Source organism: Mycobacterium sp. NGS68 (genome assembly GCF_059812195.1).
Window position 1 is genome coordinate 149,373 of record NZ_JCALCE010000012.1, and the last position, 13,797, is coordinate 163,169.

11 protein-coding genes and 1 pseudogene are annotated in these 13,797 nt (G+C 70.2%); 6 read left to right on the forward strand and 6 right to left on the reverse strand.

Going from position 1 to position 13,797, the window contains the following annotated elements; translation table 11 throughout:
• Positions 1-73 precede the first annotated feature (73 nt).
• Entirely contained in the window at positions 74-1,534 is a 1,461-nt protein-coding gene (locus AC5Y5V_RS15680; protein WP_499936837.1) for a cation:proton antiporter domain-containing protein, read from the forward strand.
• Between the two features lie 46 nt (positions 1,535-1,580).
• On the forward strand, positions 1,581-3,497 hold the full coding sequence (dxs, locus tag AC5Y5V_RS15685) for a 1-deoxy-D-xylulose-5-phosphate synthase (RefSeq protein ID WP_499936841.1): 1,917 nt from the start codon (positions 1,581-1,583) through the stop codon (positions 3,495-3,497).
• Between the two features lie 24 nt (positions 3,498-3,521).
• Here the strand turns inward: dxs and AC5Y5V_RS15690 are convergent, their stop codons facing one another.
• The 3 genes and pseudogenes from AC5Y5V_RS15690 to AC5Y5V_RS15700 all read right to left on the reverse strand — a co-directional run bounded on the left by AC5Y5V_RS15690 (position 3,522) and on the right by AC5Y5V_RS15700 (position 6,350).
• Positions 3,522-4,850, reverse strand: coding sequence for an HRDC domain-containing protein (locus tag AC5Y5V_RS15690; protein ID WP_499936843.1), 1,329 nt, complete (start codon positions 4,848-4,850; stop codon positions 3,522-3,524).
• Position 4,851: 1 nt separating this feature from the next.
• Positions 4,852-5,489, reverse strand: a pseudogene (locus AC5Y5V_RS15695) (DUF3000 domain-containing protein).
• 57 nt (positions 5,490-5,546) lie between these two features.
• The gene (locus AC5Y5V_RS15700) at positions 5,547-6,350 is read right to left on the reverse strand and encodes an enoyl-CoA hydratase/isomerase family protein (protein ID WP_499936845.1); all 804 of its coding nucleotides are present in this window, start codon (positions 6,348-6,350) and stop codon (positions 5,547-5,549) included.
• Positions 6,351-6,399: 49 nt separating this feature from the next.
• On the opposite strand from AC5Y5V_RS15700, the gene hemE reads away from it, so the two are divergent.
• The 4 genes from hemE to AC5Y5V_RS15720 are packed head-to-tail and all read left to right on the forward strand — an operon-like array spanning position 6,400 to position 10,275.
• The gene (hemE, locus tag AC5Y5V_RS15705; protein WP_499936846.1) at positions 6,400-7,461 is read left to right on the forward strand and encodes a uroporphyrinogen decarboxylase; all 1,062 of its coding nucleotides are present in this window, start codon (positions 6,400-6,402) and stop codon (positions 7,459-7,461) included.
• Positions 7,458-8,825, forward strand: coding sequence for a protoporphyrinogen oxidase (locus AC5Y5V_RS15710; RefSeq protein WP_499936848.1), 1,368 nt, complete (start codon positions 7,458-7,460; stop codon positions 8,823-8,825). Before hemE ends, AC5Y5V_RS15710 begins: the two co-directional genes overlap by 4 nt.
• Positions 8,826-8,830: 5 nt before the next feature.
• Positions 8,831-9,526 (forward strand): hydrogen peroxide-dependent heme synthase, encoded by a 696-nt coding sequence (gene hemQ, locus AC5Y5V_RS15715; RefSeq protein WP_499936850.1) that lies wholly within the window; start codon positions 8,831-8,833, stop codon positions 9,524-9,526.
• The gene (locus AC5Y5V_RS15720) at positions 9,523-10,275 is read left to right on the forward strand and encodes a class I SAM-dependent methyltransferase (protein ID WP_499936852.1); all 753 of its coding nucleotides are present in this window, start codon (positions 9,523-9,525) and stop codon (positions 10,273-10,275) included. The genes hemQ and AC5Y5V_RS15720 overlap by 4 nt, the downstream gene beginning before the upstream one ends.
• 92 nt (positions 10,276-10,367) lie before the next feature.
• On the opposite strand, the gene msrB is transcribed toward AC5Y5V_RS15720, so the two are convergent.
• The 3 genes from msrB to AC5Y5V_RS15735 are packed head-to-tail and all read right to left on the reverse strand — an operon-like array spanning position 10,368 to position 13,787.
• Positions 10,368-10,790, reverse strand: coding sequence for a peptide-methionine (R)-S-oxide reductase MsrB (msrB, locus tag AC5Y5V_RS15725; protein ID WP_499936854.1), 423 nt, complete (start codon positions 10,788-10,790; stop codon positions 10,368-10,370).
• Positions 10,787-12,193 carry an arabinofuranan 3-O-arabinosyltransferase gene (gene aftC, locus AC5Y5V_RS15730; protein ID WP_499936856.1) on the reverse strand — a complete coding sequence of 469 codons (1,407 nt, stop codon included), beginning with the start codon at positions 12,191-12,193 and terminating at the stop codon, positions 10,787-10,789. Before aftC ends, msrB begins: the two co-directional genes overlap by 4 nt.
• 22 nt (positions 12,194-12,215) lie before the next feature.
• Entirely contained in the window at positions 12,216-13,787 is a 1,572-nt protein-coding gene (locus AC5Y5V_RS15735; RefSeq protein ID WP_499936858.1) for an alpha/beta fold hydrolase, read from the reverse strand.
• Positions 13,788-13,797 lie beyond the last annotated feature (10 nt).

Consider the following 13,797-nt stretch of genomic DNA (forward strand, 5'->3'; position numbering starts at 1 on the left):
CCGGCTAAACTCCCTCGCGGTGTGCCGGGAAGTCTGGTCGGCGACGTCTTTGTCGAGCGACCGAGAGGCCCTGGTGAGCGAAACTGCTCGGTACGCGCTGATCATCCTGTTCACCAGTGCCGTCGGCTTGGTCGCCGTCCTCGCGAACCGCCTCACCGAGCGGGTGAAGGTGCCGGTGGCCGTTCTGGTGCTGGTCGGGGCGGCTTTCGTGGTGCACGCGGTGCCCGCGGTGCAGCAGCCTTCCGAACGGACCGTGGAGCGGGTGATCACCGTCGCTCTGGTGTTGGTGTTGTTCGACGGAGGCATGCACATCGGGCCGTCGCGCTTTCGCGCGGCGGCAGTCCCGATCCTGTCGGTCGGCGTGGTGGGAACCGGCCTAGTCGCCCTCGGCGCGGCGCTGCTGCTGCACCTCGCCTTCGGGATCAGTTGGTACCTGGCTTTGCTCGTGGCTACGGCGGTGGCTCCCACCGATCCGGCCGTGGTGTTTTCCGTTCTGGGCAAACGCGAGATCGCCGGCCGCAGCAGCACCATCCTGGAGGGCGAGTCCGGGACCAATGATCCGGTCGGCATCTCCTTGATGGCCGGTCTGATCGCCGCCGGTGGTCTCAGCGCGGCCGGCTTCGTCAGCGTGGGAACGCAATTCGCATTGCAGATGGTGATCGGCGCGGTCGTCGGGGTGGCCGGCGGGCGCCTGCTGCTGGTGTTCATGCGCCGCGTGGCGCTGCCCAGCGAGGGCCTGTACCCGCTGCGGACCCTGGCCTGCTGCCTGATGCTGTACGGCATCGCGACGCTGGCGCACGGCTCGGGGTTCCTCGCGGTGTTTGTCGCCGGCATCGTGATCGGCGACGCGCGCGCGCCGTACAAGCTGGAAATCAAGCGGTTTCACGCCGCCCTGGCCGGTCTGGCGGAAATCCTCGCCTTCGCCGTGCTGGGTTTGACCGTCGACATCCGCATGCTGGCCCACCCCGACGTATGGATTCCCGGCCTCGTCCTCGGCGTGGCTTTGACCGCCCTGATTCGTCCGCTGGCGGTGAGCGCCTGCCTGGTTCGGGTGCAACTGGATCGAAACGAATGGGCGTTCATCCTGTTCGCCGGCCTCAAGGGCGCGGTGCCGATCCTGCTTGGCGAGTTCCTGCGGGCCGCGCACATCGCCGACGCCGAACGCCTGTACGGCATCGTGGTCGTCGTCGTCATCTTTTCCGTTCTGGTGCAGGGAAGTGCGGTGCCCGGCGTCGCGAAGCTGTTGCACCTGCCCATGCGCACCGTGCAGACACAACCCTGGGAGATAGGCGTCCGGCTCGCGGACGAACCCCAGGGCGTCCACCGGTTCAGCGTTGCCGCGGGCTCTGCGGCCGAGGGCTGCACCGTCGAGGGCCTCGGCGACCGGGTCGGCGACATCTGGGTGAGCATCGTGGTTCGGGCCACCGGCCTGGTATCGGTGCGCGGCGACACCGAACTTCAGGCCGACGACGAGGTCGTGGTCTTGGCGGATCCAGAACTGCACGACACGCTTGCCGAATTGTTCTCCGCCTGAACGCTCGAACCGGAGCCCTCTTGCGGTCGCTGCGTAGACTGGCGGGATGCTGGAACAGATCCGCGGGCCCGCTGATCTGCAGCACCTCTCACAGCGGCAATTGCGCGATCTGGCGTCGGAGATTCGGCAGTTCCTGATCCACAAAGTCGCCGCCACCGGGGGACACTTGGGCCCGAACCTGGGCGTCGTCGAACTGACGTTGGCGTTGCACCGGGTGTTCGACTCGCCGCATGATCCGATCGTCTTCGACACGGGTCATCAGGCCTACGTGCACAAGATGCTGACCGGCCGGTGCCAGGACTTCGAGAGCCTGCGTAAGAAGGGCGGGCTGTCGGGGTATCCGTCGCGGGCCGAGAGCGAACACGACTGGGTGGAGTCCAGCCACGCCAGCGCGGCCCTGTCCTACGCCGACGGCCTGGCCAAGGCCTTCGAGCTGACCGGGCACCGCAACCGGCACGTCGTCGCGGTGGTCGGGGACGGGGCGCTCACCGGCGGCATGTGTTGGGAGGCGCTGAACAACATCGCGGCCTCCCGGCGGCCGGTCGTCATCGTCGTCAACGACAACGGCCGCAGCTATGCGCCCACCATCGGCGGCGTCGCGGACCATCTGGCCACGCTGCGCCTGCAGCCGGCCTACGAGCAGGCGCTGGAGCGGGGCCGTGGCGCGGTGCGGTCCATGCCGTTCGTCGGCGAGACCTTCTACCACTTCCTGCACAGCGTCAAGGCGGGCATCAAGGACTCGCTGTCGCCGCAGCTGATGTTCACCGACCTGGGGCTGAAATACGTCGGGCCGGTGGACGGCCACGACGAACGCGCCGTCGAGGTCGCGCTGCGTAAGGCCCGCGGCTTCGGCCGGCCGGTGATCGTGCACGTCGTCACCCGCAAGGGGATGGGCTACGCGCCGGCCGAGGCCGACGAGGCCGAGCAGATGCACTCCACCGGACCCCTCGACCCGGTCACCGGGGTGGCGACCAAGGTCGCGGGCCCGGGCTGGACGCAGACGTTCTCCGAGGCGCTGATCGGCTACGGCACGAAGCGCCGCGACATCGTGGCGATCACCGCGGCCATGCCGGGCCCCACCGGGCTCAGCGCGTTCGGCCGCAAGTTCCCGGACCGGTTGTTCGACGTCGGGATCGCCGAGCAGCATGCGCTGACTTCGGCGGCCGGGCTGGCGATGGGCGGCCTGCATCCGGTGGTGGCGATCTACTCGACGTTCCTCAACCGGGCCTTCGACCAGATCATGATGGACGTGGCGCTGCACAAGCTGCCGGTCACCCTCGTGCTGGACCGGGCCGGCGTCACCGGCAACGACGGCCCCAGCCACAACGGCATGTGGGACCTGTCGATCCTGGGCATCGTGCCCGGCATGCGGGTGGCCGCGCCCCGCGACGCCACCCGGCTGCGCGAGGAGCTCGGCGAGGCGCTCGACGTCAGCGACGGTCCCACCGCGCTGCGGTTCCCCAAAGGCGATGTGGGCGAGGACGTTCCGGCCCTGGAACGACGCAGCGGGATCGACGTGCTGGCCGTGCCGGCGGGCGAGCTGACCAACGACGTGCTGCTGGTCGCGGTGGGTGCCTTCGCGCCCATGGCGCTGCAGGTGGCCAAGCGGCTGCACAACCAGGGCATCGGCGTGACGGTGATCGACCCGCGCTGGGTGTTGCCGGTGTCCGACGCCGTCGGCGAGTTGGCCCGGCAGCACAAGCTGCTGGTCACGCTCGAGGACAACGGCGTCAACGGCGGCGTGGGTGCGGCGGTGTCGGCCGCGTTGCGGCGTGCCGAGATCGACGTGCCGTGCCGCGACGTCGGGCTGCCGCAGGCGTTCTTCGACCACGCCTCCCGCGGTGAGGTGCTGGCCGACCTGGGGCTGACCGATCAGGACGTGGCCCGCCGGATCACCGGCTGGGTGGCCGCGCTGGGTGCTCCGATCCCGTCGGAAACCGAGCTCCGCGAGCCGCTCGATTAAGCGGTCGGCACTCGACGACCGCGACTAACCGGTATCCGGCGGAACCTGGGTCACCGCTTCGGCCAGCACGGGGTCGACGAGTTCGCGCTGCCACGCCCGCGCCTGGCCGGACCGCAGATACGCATCGACCGCGGCCACGGCGTCGGTGGCGTCGGGCACGCCCGCAGCGATGGCCTCCCAGTCCCAGCACAGGCGCCGCACCAGCTCGGGCAGGATCAGGTTCTCCGCCGGCACCGCGACCCGCTCGGACACCTCCGACAGCCCCGCCCGGGCCGCCTCCAACCGCGCCGCGGCCTCGGGTTTGCGCCTGCCCCACCGCGCCGGTGGCGGTGGCCCGTTGCTCGGTTCGCCCTCGTCGGGCGGGTCCCGGCGCTCGCGGGCCGTCTCCAGCGCCGCCAGCCACATCGCGGCGTTGCGGCGCTGATTGCGCCCGCCGAACACCGGCAGCGCAACCAGGTCGTCGACCGTCTTCGGGTCGGCGATCGCAGCGTCGATGATCGCTGAATCCGGCAGGATGCGCCGCGGCGCGATGTCACGTCGCTGCGCGATGCGGTCGCGCGCGGCCCACAACTCGCGCACCGCGGCCAGCCGCTTGGGGTCACGGATCTTGTGGATGCCGGAGGTCCGGCGCCAGCGTTCCCGCTTGACGGCCGGCGCCGCCTCACGGTCGTCCCAGGTGCGCAGGTATTCGAATTCCTCCGCGGCCCACCCGGCTTTGCCCTGCTCGGTCAGCACTTCGGCGATAGCCCCGCGCAGCTCGATGAGCAGCTCCACGTCAAGCGCGGCGTAGTTCAGCCATTCCATCGGCAGCGGGCGCTTGGACCAGTCCGCCGCGCCGTGGCCCTTGGCCAGCCCGAACCCCAGCAGCCGCTGCACCATGGTCGCCAGGTTCACCCGGTCGAACCCGGCCAGACGCCCGGCCAGTTCGGTGTCGTACAGCGCCGGCGGGCGCAGGCCGACCTCGGCCAGGCACGGCAGATCCTGGTCGGCGGAGTGCAGGATCCATTCGTCCTGGCTCAGCACCTCCGCGACCGGCCGCAGCACCGTCAGCGGGTCGCCGCCGTGGCTGACCGGGTCGATCAGGACCGTGCCGGCGCCCGCCCGGCGGATCTGGATCAGGTAGGCCCGGTTGGAGTAGCGGAAGCCCGACGCGCGCTCGGCGTCCACCGCGAAGGGGCCCGACCCGCGATCCAGCTGCGCGGCGGCGGCCTCGATGTTGCCGGCGGTCACCGAGACGTTCGGAACCCCGCCGGCCGGGTGCGTCAGCGGGGTGGCGTTGCTTTCCGTGGGGTCCGTGGGGTCCGTGCTGTCCGGCGGGTGGGGGTCTGCCGGCGGCGACGGCTCGCGCGCCATGTCAGGCGCGTGACCGCGAGCCCAGGTCGGTGACCCCGGCCGGCGGCATGCCCGCGGCGTGCTCAAGCACGTCGCAGAAGGCCTCGACATGGGCGCCGACCTCGGGGGTGGTCGCCGTCCAGGATGCGCGCAGCTCCAGCTGGTGGGCCCGCGGCGGCCCGGAGATATCGCCGTAGCGCACCGACGTGGTGGCGGTGACCGTGCCGCCCAGCGCGGTGACCTGCTCGGTCCGCGCCTGTAGCGCGTCCGCGAGCCAGCTCCACGCCACCTCCGGCAGCAGCGGGTCTATCGCCTCGTGGGAGTCCAGGTCGGCCTGGATGTAGGCGACCAGGCGGATGGTGCCGTCCCACGCGTCGGAGCCGTCCGGGTCATACAGCAGAATCAGGCGACCGAACGCGTCACCCTCGGATCGTTCGGGGACGATGTCGAGGTCGGGATGTTTGACTTCGGCTCCCAGCGCGTAACTGAACGGCGCCAGCCGCTGCGGTGGGCGGATGGGCCCGAGTTCGATCTCCGGCCGCACGGCGACAGCGTTCATGGCCGCGACCGCTTCGCGGAAGGGGGCAGGTTCGGCTGCGGATGTCATGGGCGCCGCTCCTCCTCATCGCTTTGCTCTGCATCGTCGACGGCGCGTGTCACAGACTTGGACGGTAGACCTATCGACCGACACGCCGCGACAGGCGCGCCGTTTCTGCGCTACTGGGCGGTGCCCCCGAACCGCGCCGGACGCTTCTCGCGGTGCGCGGCCAGCCCCTCGGCGACGTCGGGGCCGCTGAACCCGAGGAACTCCAGCCCCAGCGACGTCTCGAACGTGGGCCCGAGCATGCGGTACCAGTGGTTCAGGCTGCGCTTCGTCCACCGGATGGCGTTCTGCGCGCCGTTCGCCAGGTTATCGGCCAGCCGCGTCGCGGTGGGCAGCACGTCGTCGTCGTCGACGCAGGTCGAGACCAGGCCGATGCGCTCGGCCTCTTCGCCGGAGAGGGTTTCACAGGTCAGCAGGTAGTACTTGGCCTTGGCCATGCCGACCAGCAGCGGCCAGCAGATCGCGGCGTGATCGCCGGCGGCCACCCCGAGCTTGGTGTGCCCGTCGATGATCTTCGCGGTGCGGCCGGCCACCGAGATGTCGGCGAGCAGCGCCACCACCAGGCCGGCGCCGACGGCGGGACCTTTGATCGCCGAGACCACCGGCTTGTCCAGGTTGACCAGGTTGAGCACCAGGTCGCGGGCCTCGCGCATGATGCGCAGGCGGCCCTCGTAGTCGTTCATTGTCTCGTCGATCAGGTCGAAGCTGCCGCCCGACGAAAACGCCTTGCCTTCGCCGCGGACCAGGACCACCTTGACGTCCGGGTCGCGGCCGATCACCGGCCAGATGTCGGCGAGGTCGCCGTGCATCTGCGGGCCGACCGAGTTCAGTCCCGGCGCGTCGAGCACCAGGTTCAGCACGCCGTTACCGCCCGGTTCGCAGCGCAGGCTGGGGAAGTCGTCGTAGGTCAGTGGCATTGGCGTGATGTTACGGACGACACCGGGACGCATGGCAGCATGGGAGCCAATGAATACGCGTCGCGACCTCCCGCAGTCGCCTTATCTGGCCGCCGTCGCCGGCCGCAAACCCCACCGGATTCCGGTGTGGTTCATGCGGCAGGCCGGTCGCTCGCTGCCCGAATATCGGGAGCTGCGGCGCGACCACACCATGCTCGGCGCCTGCTTCGAGCCCGAAGTCGCCTGCGAGATCACCCTGCAACCGATCCGCCGCTACGACGTCGACGCGGCGATCCTGTTCTCCGACATCGTCGTGCCGCTGCGCGCCGCGGGCATCGATCTGGACATCGTCGCCGACGTCGGGCCGGTGATCGCCAACCCGGTGCGCACCGCCGCCGACGTCGACGCGATGAAACCCCTTGACCTGCAAGCGGTACAGCCGGTGCTGGACACGGTCGGTCTGCTGGTCGCGGCGCTGGGCGAGGTTCCTTTGATCGGTTTCGCCGGCGCGCCGTTCACCTTGGCGTCCTACCTGGTCGAGGGCGGGCCGAGCCGAAACCACGCCCGCACCAAGGCGATGATGCTGGCCGACCCGGCGAGCTGGCATGCCCTGATGACCAAGCTGGCCGACCTGACCATCGCGTTCCTGCGCGGCCAGATCGACGCCGGCGTGGACGCCATCCAGATGTTCGACTCGTGGGCGGGCACGCTGTCGCTGGCCGACTACCGCCAGTACGTGCTGCCGCACAGCGCGCGGGTGTTCGCGGCGCTGGCCGGGCACGGCGTGCCGATGACGCACTTCGGCGTGGGGACCGCGGAGTTGCTGGGCGCGATGTCGGAGGCGGTCGGGCCGGGGCAGGCCCGCGCCGTCGGCGTCGACTGGCGCACGTCGCTGACCGACGCGGCCGCCCGGGTGCAGCCCGGCACGGCGCTGCAGGGCAACCTGGACCCGGTGGTGGTGTTGGCCGGCTGGCCGGCGACCGAACGCGCCGCGCGCGCCGTCGTCGACGACGGGCGTCGGGCGGTGGACGCCGGGGCCGCGGGCCACGTGTTCAACCTGGGTCACGGGGTGCTGCCGGAGACCGATCCCGGAGTGCTGGCCGAGCTGGTGTCGCTGGTCCACTCGCTATGACCCCGCGCTCGTACTGCGTTGTCGGCGGCGGGATTTCGGGCTTGACGGCGGCCTATCGGTTGCGGATGGCCGCGGGCGACGAGGCCCGGATCACGCTGTTCGATCCGGCCGACCGGCTAGGCGGGGTATTGCGCACCGAGTCGGTCGGTGGCCGACCGATGGATCTGGGCGCCGAGGCGTTCGTGCTGCGCCGGCCCGAGATGCCCGCGCTGCTGGCCGAACTGGGCCTGTCGGGCCGCCAACGCACCACGACCGGCGCGCGGCCGCTGATCTACAGCCAGGCGCAGCTGCATCCGCTGCCGGCGGGCACGGTGGCCGGCATCCCATCGTCGGCGTCGTCGCTGGCCGGGCTGGTCGACGAGGCCACCCTCGCGCGCATCGACGCCGAAGTGGGCCGATCCTTCAGCTGGCAGCCGGGCAGCGATCCGGCGGTGGCGGCGTTGGTCGCCGACCGGTTCGGCGAGCAGGTCGTTTCCCGGTCCGTGGACCCGCTGCTGGGCGGGGTGTACGCGGGCTCGGCGGCGACGATCGGCCTGCGCGCCGGGGCGCCCAGCGTGGCGGCGGCGTTGGACCGTGGCGCCGGGAGCCTGACCGACGCGGTCCGGCGGGGAATGCCGCCGGCCAGCGGTGCGCCGGTGTTCGGGGCGGTGGACGGCGGATATCGCGTGCTGCTCGACGAGCTGATCGCGCGCAGCCGGGCGCAGTGGGTGCAGGCCGCGGTGACGGGGCTGGAACCCGGCTGGCAGCTGCACGACGACACCGGCTCGAGCTGGCACGCCGACGCGGTGATCCTGGCCATCCCGGCCCCTCGACTAGTGGGTCTGCTCGAGTCTCTGGCTCCGCGCAGCGTCGCCGCCGCGGACCGGATCGTCAGCGCGTCGTCGGCCGTGGTGGCGCTGGCGGTACCGGCCGCAACCCCGTTCCCGCAGAATTCCGGCGTGCTGGTCGCCAGCGGAGAAGCGTTGCGGGCCAAGGCAATCACGTTGACGACGCGTAAGTGGGGCTTTTCCGGCGCAAACAATGACGTGCAGCTGCTGCGGCTGTCGTTCGGGCGGCTCGGCGACGATGTGGCCGTCCGCGCGTCCGACGACGAACTGCTGGCCTGGGCGCTGGACGACCTGGCCACGGTGTTCGGGGTATCCGTCGACCCGGTCGACGTGCGCGTGCAGCGATGGCCTGACGCGATGCCGCAATACGGGCCCGGCCACGCGGACCTGGTGGCGCAGGTGCGGGCGGGTCTGCCGCCGACGCTGGCCGTGGCGGGCAGCTACCTGGACGGCATCGGCGTCCCGGCGTGCGTCGCGGCGGCCGGGCGCGCTGTCACCAGCGTCATCGAGGCCCTGGAAGGGCAAGTGGCACGATAGGTGCCATGGCACGACTCGACTATGACGCTCTGAACTCGACCCTGCGCTACTTGATGTTTTCGGTGTTCTCGGTACGCGCCGGTGAGCTCGGCGAGGACCGCGGTGCCGTCATCGACGACGCCGCCACGTTTTTCAAGCAGCAGGAGGAGCGCGGCGTCGTCGTGCGTGGGCTCTACGACATCGCCGGGTTGCGTGCCGACGCCGACTTCATGATCTGGACCCACGCCGAACGGGTCGAGGCCCTGCAGGCCACCTACGCCGACTTCCGGCGCACCACGCTGCTGGGGCGGGCCAGTTCGCCGGTGTGGAGCAGCGTCGCGCTGCACCGGCCGGCGGAGTTCAACAAGAGCCACGTGCCGGCGTTCATTGCCGGCGAGGAGGCCGGGGCGTACATCTGCGTGTATCCCTTCGTGCGGTCCTACGAGTGGTACCTGCTGCCCGACGAGGAACGCCGCCGGATGCTCGCCGAGCACGGCATGGCCGCCCGTGAGTACAAGGACGTGCGGGCCAACACCGTGCCGGCATTCGCGTTGGGCGACTACGAGTGGATCCTGGCGTTCGAGGCGCCCGAGCTGGACCGGATCGTCGACCTGATGCGGGAACTGCGGGCCACCGATGCCCGACGGCACACCCGCGAGGAGACGCCGTTCTTCACCGGGCCGCGGGTGGCTGTCGAGCAGCTGGTGAACTCGCTGCCGTGACGACTCCATTCGACCCGACCGACCCGACGCGTTTCGACGAGAGCTACCGCGACGACCGGCGGTCCCACGGCCTGCCGACGGCCACGCCGTGGGATATCGGCGGGCCGCAACCGGTGGTCCAGCAGCTGGTCGCGCTGGGCGCCGTCAAAGGTGAGGTGCTCGACCCGGGGACCGGGCCGGGGCATCACGCGATCTACTACGCCTCGAAGGGTTACTCGGCTACCGGCATCGACGGGTCGGCCGCGGCGATCGAACGGGCTCGGGAGAACGCGGCCAAGGCCGGCGTGAACGTGAACTTCGAGGTGGCCGACGCGACGAAGCTGGAAGGTCTGGACGGCCGCTTCGACACCGTCGTCGACTGCGCGTTCTACCACACCTTCAGCACGGCACCCGAGCTGCAGAAGTCGTACATGCAGGCGCTGCGGCGGGCGACCAAGCCCGGAGCGCGGCTGTTTATATTCGCGTTCGGGGAGCACGACGTCAACGGCTTCAAGATGCTGCGGTCGTTGCCCGAGAGCGCTTTTCGCGACGTGCTGCCCGATGCGGGCTGGGAGATCACCTACCTGGGCCCGACGACCTACCAGGTCAACATGAGCGCGGAGTCGGTTGCGATGACGGCGGCGCGCTATCCCGACATGGCCGACGAGGCGGCGAAGCTGCGGGAGCGGTTCGAGGCCATGGAGCCGTGGCTGGTGGGTGGGCGGGTGCATGCGCCGTTCTGGGAAGTGCACGCCCGGCGGGTGGACTGACACCTGTGGTGGCGTCGAAACCGCAGTGAGGGCGCGGGTCTGGTCGAAAATCACGCCCTCAGCGCGGGCTCGACGCCCTGAGTTCGCCCCGACTAGGCCCCGTCGGGTACCAGCCGTAGCGAGATCGAGTTGATGCAGTAACGCTGATCCGTCGGCGTCGGGTACCCCTCGCCGGCGAACACGTGGCCCAGGTGGCTGTGGCAGTTGGCGCACAGCACCTCGGTGCGGGTCGTGCCCATCGAATGGTCGGGACGCAGGATCACCGCATCGGAGCTGGACGGGTCGAAGAACGACGGCCAGCCGCAATGCGACTCGAATTTCTCCGTGCTGCGGAACAATTCGGTTCCACACGCCCGACACTGGTAGATGCCCTGGGTCTTGGTGTCCGTGTACTCGCCGGTGAACGGCCGCTCGGTGCCGGCGCGGCGCAGCACGGCGAACTCCTCCGGGCTGAGTTTCTTGCGCCACTCGTCGTCGGAGAGTTCGAGCTTCGGACGGGCGGTCTCGGAAGTCATCGGCGTTGCTCCTCCTCATCACTGCGCTCGCCGGCGGGGGCCACGCTGTCCACGCTAGCGCTCTCTTGGCGGTGACCCGCCGCGCCCGGCTCCGCCGCGCTTGCGATCACCGCGTCGCTCTCGGGTTCGCTCGGCAGCCACGCCGGATCGATGCCGCGGTCCAGCCGGTTTTCGGCCTTGGCGTCCAGGTACCGGAAGTAGAGCACCGTGAACGCCACGATCAGCAACAACGACCAACCGTAGGTGATCTTCAGGTATTCCAGGGCCCGGCCCCAGCGCATCCAGTTGAACAGCAGCCAGCGGTCCAACGTCATGAAGCCGTAGATTCCCAGCCACGCCGGCCAGTTGCGGATCAGCGAATTCGGCAGCACCACCGTCATCAGGAACGGGAACAGCATCATCGAGTAGTAGCCCTGCGCCAACGACAGCACCAGCCACGACCACAGCAGCAGCACGCCCGCCGAGCTGGTGATCCAAAACCGCGGGTCCCGAGTGCGGTAGTAGCGGTACAGCAGCCACAACGCCCCGATCGCCAGCGCGGTGAACAGCAGCCGCAGGAACACGATCAGCCACGTCGGCAGGCCGAAGTACACGCCGTTGCCCTCGATCGAGCTGTTGAAATAGTCCCGGGTGCCCAGGATGTAGGGCAGGGTGCGGGTGACGAAGTCCATCGGGTCGCTGACCAGCGGCCAGGCTGCCGCATTGACGACGACGGGAACGGCGAGGGCGGGCACCAGCGCCCGCCACTGGCGATTCAGCAGCGGCAGCAGCAGCAGTGGACCGAGCAGGGGTTTGAGCACCAGTGTCAGCCCGATCGCGATCCCCGCCCACCATTGTCGGCTGGTCCGGCCGTCCAGCAGCCAGCGCAGGAGCAGCACTTCCAAGAGCAGGATGCAGCCGTTGATGTTGGTGAACACCAGCGTGTTGGTCACGGTCTCGGTGCAGAACATCGCCAGGATCAGCGCCGGGGCCGCCACCGAGGTCAACGTGTAGTTGAACATCCGCAGCAGCAGGTACGCGGCGACCAGGATCGCGACGGTGTTGATCGAGATGAACAGGTACCGCGACGGCGCGAAGGGCAGATATCCGAACGGGGACAGCAGCAGCGTCCCGCCGGGGAAGTACAGGTAGTGCGGGTCGACGTAGTCGAAGTGCTCGTTGTAGATGTCCCAGCCGCGCCGGAAGTTGCGCACCGCCGTCCATACCGGCTTGAAATCGTCGGTGATGTTCCCGTTGGTCGTGAGCACGATGCTGCGATGCAGTACCGACAGGATGGCCGCGGGCCACAACGCGAACTTCAGTACGGTCGCCGCGTCCAACGGGCCGGTACGGGGGCGGAATGCGGCCTGTATCCAATCGCGCAAGCCGGTCGAGTCAGCTGCCGTCACGAGCGAACCGTACACCGGCTTCGGCGGCCGCCAACCGTTAGGCGGGGCAGTAGGTGTCGGTTGCGGGCAGCTTTCCGGTGTCCAGATAGCCGATCAGCGGGGGGACCGCGCAGGACGAAAAGATGCTGGCACCGTGGCCGATGCCCTGCCACATCACCCGCTTGCTGGCCGCGTTCGCGTTGATGATGGTGGCCGCCGTCGTGGCGACCCCTTCCGCCCCGACGATCGGGTCGTTCTGCACGCCCATCAACAGCACGTCGACCTTGAGATCCTTCGGCGGCGGTGACGGCGACGTCGTCGGCCAGTGCACGCACTTGACCAGATTCAGCGCGGCGACCGTGCCGAACTGCGGATAGAGCTTGCCCCACGCGACCACCAGCTGCCGGACCCGGTCCGGTGTCGGGCGGTTGAGCGCATCGCTGCAGCCGTTGACGAACTGGCCGTCGGTGTCCAGGGTCCCGTCGGCGCGGTTGACCAGGTTGGACAGCGGGTTGGTGTCGCCGGCGCGGGCGGCCGCCAGCGCGTCGGACAGGGCCATGGTGGTGTTGGCGCGGCCGCCGGTGGGGTAGCCCAGGGCGGTGACGATGGCGTTGGCGATGGACGCGACCGACAGGCCGCGCGGCCCCCGGGCGGAGCGGGCGTCGGCCAGCAGCGCGTTGACCGCGCCCTTCGGGTCCGGACCGAGCGAGCAGTTCACCGCCACGCACTGTGCGGCGAAGGCGTCGAGGGCCGCCTGCTGGCCCTTCACCTGCTGCTCGGCGGCGCCCTCGGCGTTGATCCCCAGGGAGACGGGGGAGTCCAGGATCAGCCTGGCGACCTTGTCGGTTCGCGATCCGGCGTACGCCAGCGCCACCTGGGCGCCGTTTCCGACCCCCATCAGGGCGAGGGCGGGCACGTCCCAAATGTTGCGCAGCCGCTCGATGTCGGAGGCCGCGTGCGAGTTGTCGTACGCGGACGCGCCCGGCGCGAGTGCGTCGGTGCAGTTGGTGGTGGCGGTGTTCGAGGCCTCCGAGAGGTTGGCGACGGGATCGTCGCCGGACTTGTACTGCGCCTGATCGCGCATCGTCTGGCGGTCGAAGCGGTCGCGGCAGTCGATGGGGCTCGACAGGCCCACGCCCCGACGGTCGACGGCAACGATGGGGTGGGTGCGCAGGATGTCGGCGCCCGCCTGTGCCAGCCAGACCGCCAGCTGCGTCGACGACGGCAGGTCGGCGCCGGTGGTCAGGACCAGCGGGCCGGCGTCGCGGGGCGTCTGGCTGGACCGCGCGCGGACCGCGCCGATGCTCAACGACCCCGACCCGCCGTTGACCGGGTCGAGGTCGGCGTCGTAGGTGGCGCACTCCAGCTGGATGCCGGGCGGGGCCGACACGCCGGCGTCGCCGAACACCCGCTTCGCGCAGTCGGTCCAGGACAGGTCGTTCTTCGGCGCGGCCACCTTCGGCGGCCCGGCGGGCGGCGGCTTGGGCGTGGCCACGCCCTGCGGCTTGGCGCCGGAATTGGTCGCGAAGCGCGGGTTCGCGGGCAGCAACGGCACGCAGCCGGACAGCACCGTGGTCACCAGCAGAGCCGCCGCGATCAGCTTCGCGGCGGACGTGACGCGCCGACTCATGCCGACCACA